General features: G+C 70.3%; 16 protein-coding genes. 6 read left to right on the top strand and 10 right to left on the bottom strand.

The features are described 5' to 3' along the window. Positions 1-85: 85 nt before the first annotated feature. Positions 86-1,162: a histidinol-phosphate transaminase gene (locus RWH43_RS06250; RefSeq protein WP_316000970.1), complete on the bottom strand. Its 1,077-nt coding sequence runs from the start codon at positions 1,160-1,162 to the stop codon at positions 86-88. A 60-nt stretch (positions 1,163-1,222) separates the two neighbouring features. Here RWH43_RS06250 and RWH43_RS06245 point away from each other — a divergent pair, with 60 nt between their 5' ends. The 4 genes from RWH43_RS06245 (at position 1,223) to RWH43_RS06230 (ending at position 5,039) form a co-directional block, all read left to right on the top strand. After that, a complete protein-coding gene (locus RWH43_RS06245) occupies positions 1,223-1,627 on the top strand; it encodes a phage holin family protein (RefSeq protein WP_316000969.1) in 405 nt (134 codons plus the stop codon). A gap of 142 nt (positions 1,628-1,769) precedes the next feature. Next, positions 1,770-2,276, top strand: a complete 507-nt coding sequence (locus RWH43_RS06240; protein ID WP_316000968.1) for a low molecular weight protein-tyrosine-phosphatase — start codon at positions 1,770-1,772, stop codon at positions 2,274-2,276. 26 nt (positions 2,277-2,302) lie between these two features. Next, positions 2,303-3,682 carry an adenylosuccinate lyase gene (gene purB, locus RWH43_RS06235; protein WP_316000967.1) on the top strand — a complete coding sequence of 460 codons (1,380 nt, stop codon included), beginning with the start codon at positions 2,303-2,305 and terminating at the stop codon, positions 3,680-3,682. A gap of 316 nt (positions 3,683-3,998) precedes the next feature. Further along, a complete protein-coding gene (locus tag RWH43_RS06230; protein WP_316001113.1) occupies positions 3,999-5,039 on the top strand; it encodes a zinc-dependent alcohol dehydrogenase family protein in 1,041 nt (346 codons plus the stop codon). Between the two features lie 12 nt (positions 5,040-5,051). Here the strand turns inward: RWH43_RS06230 and RWH43_RS06225 are convergent, their stop codons facing one another. Both RWH43_RS06225 and RWH43_RS06220 read right to left on the bottom strand, forming a co-directional pair. Next, a complete protein-coding gene (locus RWH43_RS06225; RefSeq protein ID WP_154097078.1) occupies positions 5,052-5,444 on the bottom strand; it encodes an amino acid transporter in 393 nt (130 codons plus the stop codon). After that, complete coding sequence (locus tag RWH43_RS06220) at positions 5,441-6,073, bottom strand: acyl-CoA synthetase (RefSeq protein ID WP_187358440.1); 633 nt, start codon at positions 6,071-6,073, stop codon at positions 5,441-5,443. The genes RWH43_RS06225 and RWH43_RS06220 overlap by 4 nt, the downstream gene beginning before the upstream one ends. A 115-nt stretch (positions 6,074-6,188) precedes the next feature. On the opposite strand from RWH43_RS06220, the gene RWH43_RS06215 reads away from it, so the two are divergent. Beyond that, complete coding sequence (locus tag RWH43_RS06215; RefSeq protein ID WP_230703861.1) at positions 6,189-6,596, top strand: NUDIX hydrolase; 408 nt, start codon at positions 6,189-6,191, stop codon at positions 6,594-6,596. Between the two features lie 105 nt (positions 6,597-6,701). Here the strand turns inward: RWH43_RS06215 and RWH43_RS06210 are convergent, their stop codons facing one another. The 3 genes from RWH43_RS06210 to RWH43_RS06200 form a co-directional block, all read right to left on the bottom strand. Beyond that, on the bottom strand, positions 6,702-8,201 hold the full coding sequence (locus RWH43_RS06210; protein ID WP_144831211.1) for an SDR family NAD(P)-dependent oxidoreductase: 1,500 nt from the start codon (positions 8,199-8,201) through the stop codon (positions 6,702-6,704). A 171-nt stretch (positions 8,202-8,372) separates the two neighbouring features. Next, positions 8,373-8,519, bottom strand: a complete 147-nt coding sequence (locus RWH43_RS06205) for a hypothetical protein (RefSeq protein WP_187358439.1) — start codon at positions 8,517-8,519, stop codon at positions 8,373-8,375. A gap of 9 nt (positions 8,520-8,528) precedes the next feature. Then, the gene (locus tag RWH43_RS06200) at positions 8,529-9,680 is read right to left on the bottom strand and encodes an acyltransferase family protein (RefSeq protein WP_230703862.1); all 1,152 of its coding nucleotides are present in this window, start codon (positions 9,678-9,680) and stop codon (positions 8,529-8,531) included. A 231-nt stretch (positions 9,681-9,911) separates the two neighbouring features. Between RWH43_RS06200 and RWH43_RS06195 the strand changes: the two genes are divergently transcribed. Further along, a complete protein-coding gene (locus RWH43_RS06195) occupies positions 9,912-10,085 on the top strand; it encodes a hypothetical protein (RefSeq protein WP_316000966.1) in 174 nt (57 codons plus the stop codon). A 33-nt stretch (positions 10,086-10,118) separates the two neighbouring features. Here RWH43_RS06195 and yicI read toward each other — a convergent pair whose 3' ends face one another. From yicI to RWH43_RS06175, 4 genes are read right to left on the bottom strand one after another with little or no spacing between them, the layout of a single operon-like run. Next, on the bottom strand, positions 10,119-12,350 hold the full coding sequence (gene yicI, locus RWH43_RS06190) for an alpha-xylosidase (RefSeq protein WP_316000965.1): 2,232 nt from the start codon (positions 12,348-12,350) through the stop codon (positions 10,119-10,121). Continuing rightward, entirely contained in the window at positions 12,350-13,261 is a 912-nt protein-coding gene (locus RWH43_RS06185; RefSeq protein ID WP_316000964.1) for a carbohydrate ABC transporter permease, read from the bottom strand. Before RWH43_RS06185 ends, yicI begins: the two co-directional genes overlap by 1 nt. Then, the gene (locus RWH43_RS06180) at positions 13,258-14,220 is read right to left on the bottom strand and encodes a carbohydrate ABC transporter permease (RefSeq protein ID WP_230703865.1); all 963 of its coding nucleotides are present in this window, start codon (positions 14,218-14,220) and stop codon (positions 13,258-13,260) included. Before RWH43_RS06180 ends, RWH43_RS06185 begins: the two co-directional genes overlap by 4 nt. Before the next feature lie 55 nt (positions 14,221-14,275). Beyond that, positions 14,276-15,601 carry an ABC transporter substrate-binding protein gene (locus RWH43_RS06175; protein ID WP_316000963.1) on the bottom strand — a complete coding sequence of 442 codons (1,326 nt, stop codon included), beginning with the start codon at positions 15,599-15,601 and terminating at the stop codon, positions 14,276-14,278.

Below are 15,601 nucleotides of genomic sequence, written 5' to 3'. Positions count from 1 at the left end.
GGCAGAGGTGGCTGAGCCCGTCGAAGCCACCGGGCCACCGCGGGTCCCGGACCCTTCGACACGCTCAGGGACCTCGGCCGCGAGGTCAGCGCGGAGCTGTCGCGGCGGCGACCTCGACCACGCGGTCGAGCGACTCCTCTTCGCCGATGGAGATGCGGATGCCGTCTCCCGCGAACGGACGCACGATCAGGCCCGCCTCTTCGAACGCCGCGGCGACCTCGAGCGTGCGCTCACCCGCGGCGAGCCAGACGAAGTTGCCCTGCGCGTCGGGCACGTCCCACCCGGTCTCGCGCAGGCGGTCGACGAGACGGTCGCGACGCTCGGCGATGACCGAGACGCGGTGCAGCAGCTCGCTCTCGGCGTCGAGGCTCGCGAGCGCCGCCGCTTCGCCCGCCGCGGTGACCGACAGCGGAATGGCAGTGCTGCGGGCCGCGTCGAGCACGCGCGTGTGACCGATCGCGTAGCCGACGCGCAGGCCCGCCAGCCCGTAGGCCTTCGAGAACGTGCGGAGCACCACGATGTTGGGCCGGGCGAGCACCGCGCGCACGCGGCCGCCCTCGACCGAGGCCGCGTCGGTGACGAACTCGGCGTACGCCTCGTCGAGCACGATCAGCACGTCGCGCGGCACCTCGTCGACGAACGCGGCGAACTCGTCGTAGCCGACGGACGGGCCCGTGGGGTTGTTGGGGCTGCACACGATCACCAGGCGCGTGCGGTCGGTGATCGCGGCGGCCATCGCGGGCAGATCGTGGCGTGCGTCGGCGGTCAGCGGCACCTGCACGCTCGTCGCGCCCGAGACCGCGACGAGCGAGGGGTAGGCCTCGAACGAGCGCCAGGCGTAGACGACCTCGTCGCCGGGGCCCGAGGTGGCCAGCAGCAGCTGGGCGAGGATCGAGACGCTGCCGGCGGCGACGTGCACCTCGTCGGGCGAGACGCCGTACCGCGCGGCGAGACGCTCGCGCAGGCGCGAGGCCGTGGCATCCGGATACCGGTTGAAGGCCCCCGTGGCCCGCACCGCGTCGAGCACGCCGGGGAGCGGCTCGAAGGGGTTCTCGTTGCTCGACAGCTTGAACGCGTCGGGGCTCGCCTGGCGGCCCTGCCGGTACGCGGGCAGCGCGGCGATCTCGGGACGGATGCGGGGCAGAACCGACTCTTCACTCACACCCGCGAGCCTAACCGCGAGGGGGCCGCCGATGTCAGGGGTGCGTGCCACGATGGGGCCATGCGCTTCGTCGTCCGCGTCGCCGTCAACGCCTTCGCCATCTGGATCGTCACGCTGCTGCCCGCCCTGCAGGTGCGCCTCATCCCGTTCGCCCCGGGCGAATGGCTGCAGGTGCTGCTCACCCTGCTGCTGGTCGGGCTCATCTTCGCCCTCGTCAACACCATCGTCGGCACCGTGGTGAAGATCGTCGCGTTCCCGCTCTACATCCTCACGCTCGGGCTGATCTCGCTCGTCATCAACGGCTTCCTGCTGTGGCTGACGGCGATCATCACCGAGAACTGGGACTGGGGGCTGCGCACCGGCGAGTTCTGGCTCACGGTCGTGGCGGCGCTTCTGATCGGCATCATCAACGCGCTGCTCGGCGGCCTGTTGCGGCCGCGGAGCGAAGAGCGCGACCGCCGCTGATGCGGTCGGTTCCGCGTCAGCCAGGTTCCTGAGCCTGTCGAAGGGACCGGAACCCGCTCGTGGCCGGAGGCTTCGACGGGCTCAGCCTCCTCCGCCCCAATCGACGCGTGCGGTCGCGCCGCATCCCCGCCATGATGGAGCGATGACTGCGAATCCCGACGCGCCCTTCCGCGTCGTGTTCGTCTGCAGCGGCAACATCTGCCGCTCCCCCATGGCAGAGGTCGTCTTCCGTCGGATCGCGAATGCCACGGGCCTCGGCTCCCACGTGGTCTCCAGCTCCGCGGGCACCGGCGACTGGCACGTGGGCGAGCGCGCCGACCATCGCACGCTCGCCGCCCTCGACCGCCTCGGATATGACGGATCCGCGCACCGCGCGCGCCAGTTCCAGTACTCCGACTTCGAGCGCAACGACCTCGTCGTCGCTCTCGACCGCAGTCACGAGCGCGTGCTGCGCGGGTGGGCGCGCGACGACGACGACGCCGACAAGATCGCTCTGCTGCAGTCGTTCCTGCCCGACGCCGAAACACTCGACGTGCCCGATCCCTACTACGCCGGGCCGCCGATGTTCGACGAGGTGCTCGGTATGATCGAACGCGCCAGCAGGGCCCTGTTCCGGCAGCTCGAGCCCGCCATCCGTTCCGCGAGCTGACCGCTCGCGCGACCACCGGGAGACCCGTGTCCTCTCTGCCCCCGCAGCCCCTCAGCCCGCTCGACGGCCGGTACTTCGCCACCGTCGCAGAACTCGGCGACTACCTGTCGGAGGCCGGACTCAACCGCGCCCGCGTCGAGGTCGAGGTCGAGTGGCTGCTCGCCCTGACCGACCGCTCGCTGTTCGGCACCTCGCCCGTCTCCGATGCCGACCGCGCGCGCCTGCGTGCCCTCTACGAGGAGTTCGGCGCCGACGAGATCGCGTGGCTGAAAGAGAAAGAGGCCGTCACCCGCCACGACGTCAAGGCCGTCGAGTACCTCGTGCGCGACCGCCTCGACACGCTGGGCCTCACCGCCCTCGCCGAGCTGACCCACTTCGCGTGCACGAGCGAAGACATCAACTCCACCGCCTACGCCCTCACCGTGCAGCGCGCGGTCGAGCGCGTGTGGCTGCCGAAGCTTCGATCGGTCACCGCCGCCCTCGCCGAGCTCGCGAAGCAGCACCGCGACGCCGCGATGCTCTCGCGCACGCACGGGCAGCCCGCCACGCCCACGACCATGGGCAAAGAGATCGGCGTGTTCGCGTGGCGCCTCGAGCGCGTCATCCGCCAGCTCGACGCCGGGGAGTACCTCGCCAAGTTCTCGGGTGCCACCGGCACCTGGTCGGCGCACGTCGCGGCCGAGCCCGATGTCGACTGGCCCGAGCTGACGCGCGAGTTCATCGAGTCGCTGGGCCTGGGCTTCAACCCGGTCACCACGCAGATCGAGTCGCACGACTGGCAGGTCGAGCTCTACGACCGCGCGCGTCACGCGGGCGGCATCCTGCACAACCTCGCCACCGACATCTGGACCTACATCTCGCTCGGCTACTTCACCCAGATCCCCGTCGCGGGAGCCACCGGTTCGTCGACGATGCCGCACAAGATCAACCCGATCCGCTTCGAGAACGCCGAGGCGAACCTCGAGATCGCCGGCGGGTTGTTCGGCACCCTGGCATCCACCCTCGTCACCAGCCGCATGCAGCGCGACCTCACCGACTCGACGACCCAGCGCAACATCGGCGTCGCCTTCGGACACTCGCTGCTCGCGCTCGACAACCTGCAGCGGGGCCTGACCGAGATCTCGCTCGCCGAAGACGTGCTGCTGGCCGACCTCGACGTGAACTGGGAAGTGCTCGCCGAGGCGATCCAGACCGTCGTGCGCGCCGAGATCGCCGCGGGTCGCTCGCAGATCACCGACCCCTACGCCCTGCTGAAGGACCTCACGCGCGGACGCCGCGTGGGCGGCCCCGAGCTCGCGGAGTTCGTGCGCGGCCTCGACATCGGCGACGCCGCGAAGGAGCGCCTGCTCGCGCTGACCCCCGCCGCCTACGCGGGCCTTGCGTCGCAGGTGGTCGACGCGCTGTAAGCGGCCCCCTCCCTGCCGGGCGCCATGCCCTGTTGAGTGTCCAAGACACGCCGCACGCTCGGGCCCCGACGCGGCGTGTCGTGGACGCTCAACCGGTGACGGCGACCCGGCGCCCTCCCTCCCACTGAGTGTCCGAAACACCCGGACGATTTCGCCGGGCGTCCGGGTGTTTCGGACGCTCAACGGGTATGGGCGCGAGAGCCTGTCGAGTGTCCAAGACACGCCGCACGCTCGCGCCCGCCGCGGCGTGTCGTGGACACTCAACGGGGGTCGGTGCCCGCGGATGCCACGGGCACGACGCGGCAGAATGGATGCCGTGCGCGCGATGATCATGGACGCCCTGGCCGAACCCCTCGAGGTGCGGGAGGTCGAGGCCCCCACGGCGCCCGACGGCGGCGTCGTGGTCGAGGTGTACGCGACGGGTCTGTGCAAGAGCGACTGGCACGCCTGGGTCGGGCACGACGACGTCTCGCTCCCCCACGTTCCGGGACACGAGCTGGCCGGGCTGATCGTCGAGGTCGGTCCGGGCGTCCAGCGCTGGAGCGTCGGCGACCGCGTGACCGTGCCGTTCGTGATGGGCTGCGGGGCGTGCGAGTGGTGTCTGAGCGGCAACGCGCAGGTGTGCCCCGACCAGCAGCAGCCCGGCTTCACGCAGTGGGGCAGCTTCGCCGAGCGCGTCGTGCTGCGCGCGGCCGACACCAACGTGGTGCGCATCCCGGACGACGTCTCGTTCGAGGCCGCCGCGGCTCTCGGCTGCCGCTTCGCCACGGCGTACCGCGCCCTCACCGGCCGCGCACGCGTTCAGGCCGGCGAATGGATCACGGTGGTCGGTGCCGGCGGCGTCGGCCTCTGCGCCGTGATGATCGGCGTCGCACTCGGCGCGCGCGTCATCGCGGTCGACCGCACATCCGCGGCCCTCGAGGCCGCCACGCGCCTGGGCGCCGAGCACGTGCTGGTGGCAGACGGCGCCGACATCCCCGCCGCCGTGCACGAGATCACGGGCGGCGGGAGCCACGTTTCGGTCGACGCGGTCGGCAGCGCCCAGACCGCGCGCGACGCCGTGCTGAGCCTGCGCCGCCGCGGCCGTCACGTGCAGATCGGCCTGCTGCCCACCGACGACGGAATGACCCGGATGCCGATGGCCCGCGTCATCGCCTGGGAGCTCGACCTGCTCGGCAGCCATGGCATGGCCGCCGCGGACTATCCCGAGATGCTGTCGCTCATCGAGAGCGGCGCCCTGCGCCCGCAGGAGCTCATCGAACGCGTCGTCGGACTCGGCGAAGCGGCCGACCTGCTGCCCACGATGGACTCGGCGTCGCCCGCGGGCATGACGATGATCGACCCGCGCCGCGCGTAGCGGCGGTCGGGGTCAGGCCTTCGGCGCCTCGGGGGTGCCGTCGGTCGTCGCGGTGGGCTTCGCCGGGGCCTCGGGCGTGGTGGAGGCGCCGGGTGCCGCGGCATCCGGAGCGTCCTTCGGAAGCAGCAGCGGACGATCGACCGTCGCGGTCACCTTCGAGGGGTCGACGGCGAGCAGCAGCAGCGCGAGCGAGACGAGCGTGATGATGAACGTCGCGCCGGCGGCGACGAGGCCGACGACGAGGGCGCGCTGGATCTCGTCGGCGGGACGCGTCTGGAAGAAGCCCATCGACATCAGCGTGACGAAACCCGCGAACAGCGCCGCGATGAAGGCGAGGCCGAGAAGCTGAACGGGCTTCATCAGGTCGCGACGGGTGGTGGGCTTGTCGGCGGGCTTGTCGGTCACGACGCTGCCTCCTCGGGGGATGCGGCCGGAACGGGTTCGGGGCGACGCGGCGAGAAGCCGGCGATCGCGAGGAACACGGCGACGACCGCCGCGTACCCGCCGAAGAGTCCTACGGCGATGGTGATGCCGGTCAGGGTGAACGACCCCGCGCCGGCGATGCTGTAGTCGAGTGCGTACTGCTGGAACGGCAGCAGAAGCGCCGCCCCCAGCACGAGGGTCACGATGCCGATGAGCACGCCGTCGCGCACGCCCGCGGTGCGGCCCGCCTTGCGGTCGCGGATCGCACCGATCAGTTCGATCAGCCCGGACAGCAGCGCCCAGGCGACCACGACACCGAAGAACAGGCCCGTCGACCGCCACGTGGTGACGCTGGCCACGAGGCCCGCGAGCACCGACACGACAGCGAGGAGCACGGGGGTGACGCGTTGCCCGGCCGGCGAGACGAGCCAGGCCGAAAGCCCGAAGACCAGGCCGGTCGCGAGCGCGAAGCCCGAGAAGACGCTCAGGCCGAGCGGCGCGGAGTGGTCTCCCGAGAACGTGATCATCGCCGCCGCGAGCGCCGCGAAAAGGGCGCGCGCCAATTGCACGTGTCGCGCGTCGAACGCGCGAGCGGAAGAAGGAGTGGTCACGGAGGGCCCCGAAGAGACGGTGTCGATGCCGCCCAGTCTATTCCTCGGCACCTGTGGCGATTGTGTGGACGCTCGACGTCGAGATGCCTCGCCCCGGTCCTGCTAGCGTGCGGGGGTGAATCCGGATGCCACCGCCCCTCGCCGCATCAGAGTCTCGGCCGCGGTGATCACCGACGCCGACGGCCGTCTTCTGGTCGTGCGCAAGGCCGGCACCACGGCGTTCATGCAGCCCGGAGGCAAGCCCGAAGCGGGCGAAACGCCGGCCGAGACCCTCGCGCGCGAACTCGCCGAAGAGGTGGGACTGCGGGTGAGCCCCGACGCCCTCGAGGCGCTCGGAGAGTTCTCCGCCAGCGCCGCGAACGAGCCGGGCTTCGAGGTGGTCGCCGACGTGTTCCGGGTGGACATCGGCGATCAGGAGCCGGTTCCGGATGCCGAGATCGCCGAGCTCCGCTGGGTCACCGCCGCCACGGCATCCGGGATAGAGATCGCCCCGCTCGCCCGCGAGTTCTTCCTGCCGGCGTGATGCGTGGCGGAGCCGGGAGCAGTTGAGCCCATCGCGGCTCCCGGACCCTTCGACGAGCTCAGGGACCTCGCGCTCACACGGAGCTTCGGGGCCTGAGCCTCGCGCTCACCAGGAGCTCTTGCTGTAGTCCTTCAGGAAGATGCCGAACAAATCTTCGCCGGCCTCGCCGCGCACGATCGGGTCGTACACGCGGGCCGCACCGTCGACGAGGTCGAGCGGAGCGTGGAAGCCCTCCTCGGCCAGGCGCACCTTGGTGAAGTGCGGGCGCTCGTCGGTGATCCAGCCGGTGTCGACGGCGGTCATCAGGATGCCGTCGGTCTCGAACATCTCGCGGGCGCTCGTGCGCGTCAGCATGTTCAGCGCGGCCTTGGCCATGTTGGTGTGGGGGTGGCCGGGGCCCTTGTATCCGCGGCCGAACACGCCCTCCATCGCCGAGACGTTGACGATGTACTTCCGCTTCGCCGCGGATGCCGCCATCGCCGGCCGCAGGCGGCTGACGAGCAGGAACGGCGCGGTCATGTTGGCCAACTGCACCTCGAGCATCTCGAGGGGCTCGACCTGGTCGACGTGCTGCGTCCAGCTGTTGATGCGGTCTTCATCGGGGATGAGGCCGCCCGCGTCGATCGCGGTTCCGGTGAGCAGGCGCTCGAGCGAGGAGGATCCCGCGGCCATGGCCTCGGCGGTCAGTTCGTCGGCGGTGCGCGCGGCCGAGGCGAGGATCGGGTGCGCCGACACCGACTGCGCCAGCGCCAACGGGTGCGCATCGTTGGTGTGGCCGAAGGTGAGCAGCTCGGGCAGGGGGCCGTCGGGCAGCGGCGCGAGCTCGGCGTCGACGAGCGGCTTGTAGGCGCCGGGCGAGCGGCGCACGGTCTGCGCCGCGTTGTTGATGAGGATGTCGAGGGGACCGTCGGCCTCCACCGACTCGGCGAGTCCGATCACCTGGGCGGGGTCGCGCAGGTCGATGCCGACGACCTTGAGGCGGTGCAGCCAGTCGGCGCTGTCGGGCAGCGACGAGAAGCGGCGCACCGCGTCGCGCGGGAAGCGCGTGGTGATCGTGGTGTGGGCGCCGTCGCGCAGCAGCCGCAGCGCGATGTACATGCCGATCTTGGCGCGGCCGCCGGTGAGCAGAGCGCGCTTACCGGTGAGGTCGGTACGCGCGTCGCGCTTCTCGTGGCTCATCGCCGCGCAGTCGGGGCAGAGCTGGTGGTAGAACGCGTCGACGAGCGTGTAGTCCTGCTTGCAGATGTAGCAGGCGCGGGCCTTGATCAGCTCGCCCGCGAACGGCATCTCTGTGCGGGCCTGCAGCGGGATGCCGCGGGTCTCGTCGTCGATGCGGTCGGCGGCGCCGGTCGCGGTGGCGGCGACGACGGCACGGTCGGCATCCGCGATGCGCTGGCGCTTCTCTTTGCGTGACTGGCGCTTCACGTCTTTGTAGAGCTTGCCGGTCTGGCGGCGCAGCGCGATGTAGGCGGGGTCTTCGGGGTCGAGCGACGAGGCGGCGTCGATGACGCGCAGGGCGATCTCGAGCTCGTCGGGGTCGATCGCGGTCGACTGCGACGTCGCGGGCGACGTGTCGCGGTCGGGGTTCAGCGGTGTTTCGGGCACAGGGAAGTGTACCGAGGCCTTGCTGAACGGGCCATGGACCCGGGTGCGACCAGGTCGCCCGGCCGCCCGCCCGTCACCAGAACAGGAGAAGTCACGAGAACAGGGCGATCCGTCGCGGATCGGCCTGTTCTCGTCGCGCGTCCTGTTCTCGTGACCGCCGCCGCCGTGGCGTCAGCGCTGCCCGCCCTCGACCCAGCGCGTGTGCGCCTTCAGCGCGTGCAGCACCGCGAGGCGCACCACGACGTACAGGGCAGCGCCGATCACGACGAGGCCGAGGCCCCACCAGAGCAGAAGGACGAGTGCGTGGGCGCCGTACATGCCGCGAGCCTAACGAACGGCCTCCGCCGCTCCAACCGAGGGGGCGTTCGCCCGCCGCGCCGGGTCGTACCGCAGCAGCCAGCGCTGCGCGGGGATCTCGACCCACTTGTGCATCGCGAACGCGAGCCCCAGCGCGATGCCGAACGCGGCGAGCGCGAGCGTCACGGCCTGGCGCCAGGGCAGTTCGGGGTGCCCGTCGGGCCACGCCGACGACACCGACGCGATCACCAGCAGGTGCACGAGGTAGAAGGCGAACGACACGCGGCCGAGCTCCTGCCACAGCGGGCGGGCGAGGAAGGTCGAGCGTCCCCGGGCGTCCGCGACGGCGAGCGAGGCGACCAGCAGGGCGTAGAAGCCGACGGTCGCGGCGAGCCCCGGGTGAACGTCGGTGCCGGGCACGGCGGGGGCCTCCGACAGGGCGTAGCCGACGACGGCCAGCGGCACGGTGTAGCGCAGCCGCAGCGGCATCCAGGCCCCGCTCTTCACGAGCAGCGCGAGGGTGACGCCGAGCACGAACTCGGGCAGGCGGAGCAGGGGGGTGGATGCCGACGACATCGGTACCGGCGACAGGGCCGCGATCTGCGGCGCCAGGGCGACGAGCGCGAGGGCCACGCCGACCGTGACGGCCTTGGCGCGGTTCGTCAGGCGCACGAGGGGGCGGATGAGGAACGGGAAGCTGAGGTAGAAGAACGCCTCGCACACCAGCGACCAGCTCGCGGGGTTGCCGGCCTGCCACCAGTCGGGCACCCAGCCGTTGACCAGCAGCAGGTTGGACGCGAGCGGGGCGGCGCCGTCGGTGCGGATCTCGGGCACGAGGGTCGCCGCGGCGATCAGCGCGAGCACGACGCCGACGACGTGCAGGGGGTAGATGCGGGCGAAGCGGTGCCACCAGAACGATCCGGCGCTCTGCTGCGGCTTGAACCCCCACGCCAGCACGAAGCCCGAGAGGATGAAGAAGAGCGTCACCCCGGTCTTGCCGGCCTCGAACACGAAGGCCCACACCGTTCCCGCGGGTCCGCCGAAGTACTCGACCGCCATGAGGTGGTGCCCGAAGATGAGCATCGCCGTCGCCCAGCGGAGCCCCGTCAGCGACGGGAGGTTCCGCACGTGGGCGAAGGGGGCGGATGCCGCGACCCGAGCGGTCGACACGGGAGCCGTCATGGTGCTGATGGTCGTCGCCTCCGTGTCGTCTCTCGCGCCGACGATCGACGACCCGTGCGGGGCGCACGAGTCCACGCCGACCCGGGAGAAGTTACTCGTCGAGTGTCAAGAAATGCCTGAAAGGTCCGGGGCTTGACGTCGTCGACTTCCCTTCTCGTGGACGGGGATCGGGCTCCATCGGTAGCCTGACGATTCCGCGCCGATCCGCGCGGCACCGGGGGGGAAAAGGACATGGCCACGCGTTCGACCTCCCCGATTCCGGCCGTGAAGCTCGCCCGCCGCGCGCGGGTCTTCGCGTTCGTGCTGGCGCCGATCTTCGCCGTCGTCGCCGTCATGTACCTGTGGATCGGTCAGGACCAGCGCCCCGCACTGACGACGCGTTCGACCACCCCGGAGCGGCGCTGACGGGGATCGCTCCCCGCCACCGCCGCATCCGCTCTACTCGGTGACCTCCGCGCGATCCACGTGGAACGTCTCGGCGCGCCCGTCGGGGGCGGTCACCGTGACCTCGGCCTGCCCGGAGCCGCCGGGGAACACCCGCAGCGTCAGCCCGTCGAGGTAGTCGTAGTCGGGGCGGTCCTCCCGCGCACCCCAGGGGATCACCGCTCCGGGCCGCACGTACAGCGGCAGCGAGTCGAATCCGTGCCGCTCGGTGCGCCACCCGCCGCCGACCACCCGCTCACCGGTCAGCAGGTGGGTCCACTCCCCCGCCGGCAGGTAGAACGAGACGTCTCCGGATGCGGAGAACACCGGCGCCACGAGTAGGTCGGGCCCGAGCATGTACTGGCGGTCGAGGTGCGCGGTGCCGGGATCGTCGGGGAACTCCATCAGCATCGGACGCATCAGCGGCGTCCCGCTGACCGTGGCTTCGCGCGCGGCGGCATAGAGGTACGGCATGAGCCGCAGCTTCAGCCGCGAGAACTGCCGCGTGACCTCGACCGCCTCGTCGTCGAACGCCCACGGCACGCGGTACGAGTCGGAGCCGTGGAAGCGGCTGTGCGACGACAGCATGCCGTAGGCGATCCACCGCTTGAACACCGCCGCGTCGGGCGTGCCCTCGAAGCCGCCGATGTCGTGGCTCCAGAACGCGAACCCGCTCCACGCGAGCGAGAGCCCTCCGCGCAGCGTCTCGGCCATCGACGCGAAGGTCGAGGAGTTGTCACCGCCCCAGTGCACGGGCATGGTCTGCCCGCCCGCGGTCGCCGAGCGGGCGAATAGCACGGCCTCACCCACGCCGCGCTCGGCGACGAGCACCTCGTGCACGGCCTGGTTGTACAGCTGCGCGTAGAGGTTGTGCATGCGCTCGGGGTCGGTGCCGTCGTGCCAGACGACGTTGGTGGGGATGCGCTCGCCGAAGTCGGTCTTGAAGCAGTCGACGCCCTGAGCGATCAGGCGGCGCAGGTACGACTGGTACCAGCGCACGGCCTCGGGGTTGGTGAAGTCGACGAGCGCCATGCCCGGCACCCACAGGTCCCACTGCCACGGCGACCCGTCGGGCCGGCGCACGAAGTAGCCGCCCGCGACGCCCTCGTCGAACAGCGGCGAGCGCTGGGCGATGTAGGGGTTGATCCACACCGACACGTGCAGGTCGCGCTCGTGCAGGCGCTGGAGCATGGCATCCGGATCGGGGAACACCCGCTCGTCCCACGTGAAGTCGCACCAGGTGAACTCGCGCATCCAGAAGCAGTCGAAGTGGAACACCGACAGCGGCAGGTCGCGCTCGGCCATTCCCTCGATGAACGACGTGACGGTCTGCTCGTCGTAGTCGGTGGTGAACGAGGTGGTCAGCCACGTGCCGAACGACCACGCGGGCACCACCGGCGGGCGGCCGGTGAGCGCGGTGTAACGCGAGACGACGTCTTTCGGGGTGGGGCCGGCGATGACGAAGTACTCCAGCACCTCGCCCGAGACCGAGAACTGCACGCGCTCGACGTTCTCGGATGCGACCTCGAACGATACGTGGCCGGGGTCGTTCACGAGCACGCCGTAGCCGCCGGATGAGACGTAGAACGGCACGCTCTTGTAGGCCTGCTCGCTCGAGGTACCGCCGTCGGCGTTCCAGATGTCGACGGTCTGCCCGTTCTTCACCACCGGACCGAAGCGCTCGCCCAGGCCGTAGACGGTCTCGCCCACGCCGAGTTCGAGCTGCTCGTGCAGGTAGTGACGGGCCGCGGGCACGCCCGTGTCGGCGCCGGCGTTGCCGATCACGCCGGTCTCGACGTCGGCTCCCTCGGCGAGGCTCACGCGTCCGAGCGAACGGATGCCGCTTCCCGTGACGCGCTGGCCGTCGACCTCGAACGACAGGTCCCACGGTGCTCCGGTGCTGACGCGGGCGACCAGGCCACCGGTGGTGAGCGTGGCCCCGGAGTCGTCGATCGCGAGGACGCCGGCATCCGCCACCGCCCCCGGCAGGGCGAATCCGCGGGGGCTGCCGGCTCCGTCGTGATGGGCGACGCGCACCCGCACGACCCCCTCGAGCGGAGACGACAGCGTCACCGTGAGCACCGCGCGGTTGAGCACGTCTCCGCGCTTGGCGATCACCCGCGTCGGCGCGAGCACGGTGAGGCCCGGGCCGTCGGGGGTGTCGGTCCGCTCGATGTCGTAGGCCTCGGCCGCGTAGTCGACGGAGACGCCCGGCCGCATGAGCCAGAAACCATCGGTGAACTTCATTACTTGACTGCTCCTGCCGTGATGCCGCGTGTCAGCGTGCGCTGGAAGATGAGGAAGAAGATGAGCGTGGGGATGATGCCCAGGAGGGCCGACGCGCTGATCGTGGTGACGTCCATGAGCCGGTCGCCCTGCAGCACGCTGATCGCCACGGGAACCGTCTGGTTGTCGTTCGAGGCGAGGAAGGTCAGCGGGATGAGGAACTCGTTCCACGTCCAGATGAAGAAGAAGATCACCAGCACCGACAGGGTCGGTCGGCTGATTGGGAAGACCACGCGCCACAGGATCTGCCAGCGGCTCGCGCCGTCGATCGCCGCGGCCTCGAGGATCTCGCGGGGGAACGTGCCGTACACCGACGACAGCAGGTAGGTGCCGAACGCGGCCTGGATCACCGTGAACACGATGATCACCGACAGCAGGTTGTCGTAGAGGCCGATCGATTTGAACATGTAGTACAGCGGGTACAGCAGGGCCTCCTGCGGCAGCAGGTTGGCCATGAGGAACAGCAGCACGATGCCCGTGCGCCCGCGGACGCGGCCGATGCCGATCGCGAAGGCGTTGAGCATCGAGATGCCCACGGCCAGCACCGCCACGACGCCCGAGATGAGCACCGAGTTGAGCACCTTGCGGGGGAAGTCGACGCGGTTCCAGAAGTCGACGATGCCGCCGAAGTCGAGAGCGCTCGGCAGGGCCAGCGGACCCGAGGTGGCGTAGTCGACCGGCGACTTGAACGAGTTGACGAGCACGAGGTAGAACGGCGCGAGCACGAGCAGCGCGCCGACCACGACGAGCGCGAGCAGCAGCCAGTCGACGCCGCGACGACGGGTCATGCCCCCGCGGGCTCCGCGCCGGCGGGGCGGGCGACCGCCGGTGGTGATGACGGCGGTGGTGGTGAGGGTGGATGCCGCGGTCACAGTCCGGCCCTTTCCTTGCGTTCGAGCGAGTTCTGCACGCGCACGAAGACGATCGAGACGATGACGACGAGGATCGTCAGCACCGTCGCGATGGTCGCGCCGTAGCCGACGTTGCGCTTGGTGAAGAACTCCAGATAGGCGTAATAGGCCGGCACGATCGTGGAACCGGCGGGGCCGCCCTGCGTGATGACGTAGACCGGGCCGAAGACCTTCAGGGCGGCGATCGTGCACGTGAGGGTGACCACGAAGATCTCGGGGCGGATGATGCTGACCGTGATCGCGGTGAAGCGCTGGAACCAGTTGGCGCCGTCGAGCTCGGCGGCCTCGTACAGCTCGGGGTCGACGCGCTGCAGGGCGGCCATGAACACCACGACCGGGTAGCCGATCTGCACCCACACCAGCACGACCATCAGCACGATGAGCGCCGAGGGCATCTGGCCGAGCCAGTCGTACGAGGGCAGTCCGAGACCGGCGAGGATCTGGTTGAGCGCCCCCGTCTCTCCCGGGCGGACGATCCAGCCGATCACGATGCCGGCCACCGCGATCGGCAGGATCTGCGGCAGGTAGTAGGTGGCGCGCAGGAAGCTGCCGACCTTGCCGCCGAACTTGCGGCCGACGACGTCGAACAGCAGGGCGGCCACGGCCAGGCCGACCACGGTGGGCACGACCACCATGGCCACGACCATCCACACCGAGTTGACGAACGAGGTCCAGAAGTCCTCGTCGGCGAGCAGCTTGGTCCAGTTGTCGAGGCCGATGAACTCGGGGGCGCCGACACCGCGCCACTTGGTGAAGGTGAGCAGCACGTTCCACACCAGCGGCACGATCACGATGACCAGCAGCAGCACGAAGCCGGGCAGCAGGTAGAGCCAGTAGCCGCCGGTGCCCCCGCGGCGCTGCGGGATGGCCGGCTGGTCAGGTGGAAGGGCCACCCGCTCCGGACGGGTCAGAAGAGCCATGTGCGATCTCCAGATCGGATGGACGGGGCGGCCCCGGGGCCGCCCCGTCGCGGGGTCAGCGGAAGTCCGCCGTGCCCTCGTCGTACTTCTTGCCGAGGTTGGCGTCGGTGGTCGCGGCATCCTGGCTGCCGGTCACGAGTCCCTGCAGCTCCTGCACGAGCACGTCGTAGAAGCCGGGCGCGGGCCAGTCGGGGTAGAACGACAGCCCGTCGTCGGCGAGCACGCCGTTGAAGGTGTCGATGAGCTGCTTGCTCTTGGCATCCGTGATGTCGGCGGTGTCGGCCGCGACCGGCACTCCGCCGGAGTTGCCGATGATGGCCTGGATCTCGGGGCTCATCGTGACGTCGATGAACTCGTACGCGAGGTCTTTGTTCTTCGAGCGCTCGGGCACGACCCACAGGTTGCCCGACGAGCCGGGCGACAGCTTCGATCCGGGGAACGCCGCGAGCGACCAGTCGAAACCGGCTTCCTCGGCGAAGCGGCCGTACCACCACGAGCCCGAAACGAAGATGGGCGAGGTGCCGTTGATGAATGACACACCCGCGTCTTCGGCCTTGACCGACGAGACGTCCTTGGCGATGTAGCCCTTGGACACGTAGTCGGAGAGCGTCTTCGAGGCGTAGTCGACCTCGGAGCCGTTCCAGTCGACGGGGTTCTTGTACAGCTGGTAGTCGTCGACCCACGAGCGGTCGGCCTTGCTCAGCGCGAGCTGGTACCAGAGCTGGCCGAGCGGGTACTCGGCGCCGGCCTCGGCGAGCGGGGTGACGCCCTTCGCGACGAACGCGTCGAGCACCTTCACGAACTCGTCGTAGGTGGTCGGCACCTCCAAGCCCGCGGCCTTGAAGGCGTCGAGGTTGTAGTAGACGCCGACGAACTCGCCGTAGTTCGGCACGCCGTACCAGGTGTCGCCGCCCATGACGCCGTCGGAGGAGTACTTCGCCGTGGTCTGGAGCGAGGGGGCGAGCTTCGCGTCCCACCCGTACTGCGTGACGGCGTCGCTGATGTCGGCGATCAGGCCGGTGCTGGCGAGGAAGCCGGCCGTCGCGTTGCCCTTGTTGAACTCCATGAGGTCGGGGGCGGCGTCGGTGTCGAGCACCTGGCTGGCGGTCTTCTGGATCTGCTCGAAGGACTTCTCCTCGATCTTCACCGTCGCCCCGGTCTTCTCTTCGAAGATCGGCACGGCGGCGTTCCAGGCCTTCGCCATGGCGCTGTCGTCTCCCTCGTAGTGCCAGAGGGTGAGGGTCTTGCCTTCTCCGTCGGTGGAGCCGGCGTCGCCTCCTCCGCCGCCGCTGCACGCGGCGAGGGTGAGGGCGGCGACGGCGATCGAGCCGACGGCCGCGAGGGCTCGGGTCGCGCGTCGGCGGGAGGGGGTGCGTGCCAT

The organism is Microbacterium algihabitans, from assembly GCF_032464975.1.
GTDB lineage: Bacteria > Actinomycetota > Actinomycetes > Actinomycetales > Microbacteriaceae > Microbacterium > Microbacterium algihabitans.
The sequence above is the reverse complement of the archived record's forward strand: the minus strand, read 5'-3'. Positions and strand labels throughout refer to the sequence as shown.

Bases quoted from the DNA above. Each gene is read 5' to 3' on its own strand.
- RWH43_RS06245 (WP_316000969.1), top strand. From the start codon at position 1,223: ATGCGCTTCGTCGTCCGCGTCGCCGTCAACGCCTTCGCCATCTGGATC.
- RWH43_RS06240 (WP_316000968.1), top strand. From the start codon at position 1,770: ATGACTGCGAATCCCGACGCGCCCTTCCGCGTCGTGTTCGTCTGCAGC.
- RWH43_RS06205 (WP_187358439.1), bottom strand. From the start codon at position 8,519: ATGTACGGCGCCCACGCACTCGTCCTTCTGCTCTGGTGGGGCCTCGGC.
- RWH43_RS06200 (WP_230703862.1), bottom strand. From the start codon at position 9,680: ATGACGGCTCCCGTGTCGACCGCTCGGGTCGCGGCATCCGCCCCCTTC.
- RWH43_RS06195 (WP_316000966.1), top strand. From the start codon at position 9,912: ATGGCCACGCGTTCGACCTCCCCGATTCCGGCCGTGAAGCTCGCCCGC.
- yicI (WP_316000965.1), bottom strand. From the start codon at position 12,350: ATGAAGTTCACCGATGGTTTCTGGCTCATGCGGCCGGGCGTCTCCGTC.
- RWH43_RS06180 (WP_230703865.1), bottom strand. From the start codon at position 14,220: ATGGCTCTTCTGACCCGTCCGGAGCGGGTGGCCCTTCCACCTGACCAG.
- RWH43_RS06175 (WP_316000963.1), bottom strand. From the start codon at position 15,601: ATGGCACGCACCCCCTCCCGCCGACGCGCGACCCGAGCCCTCGCGGCC.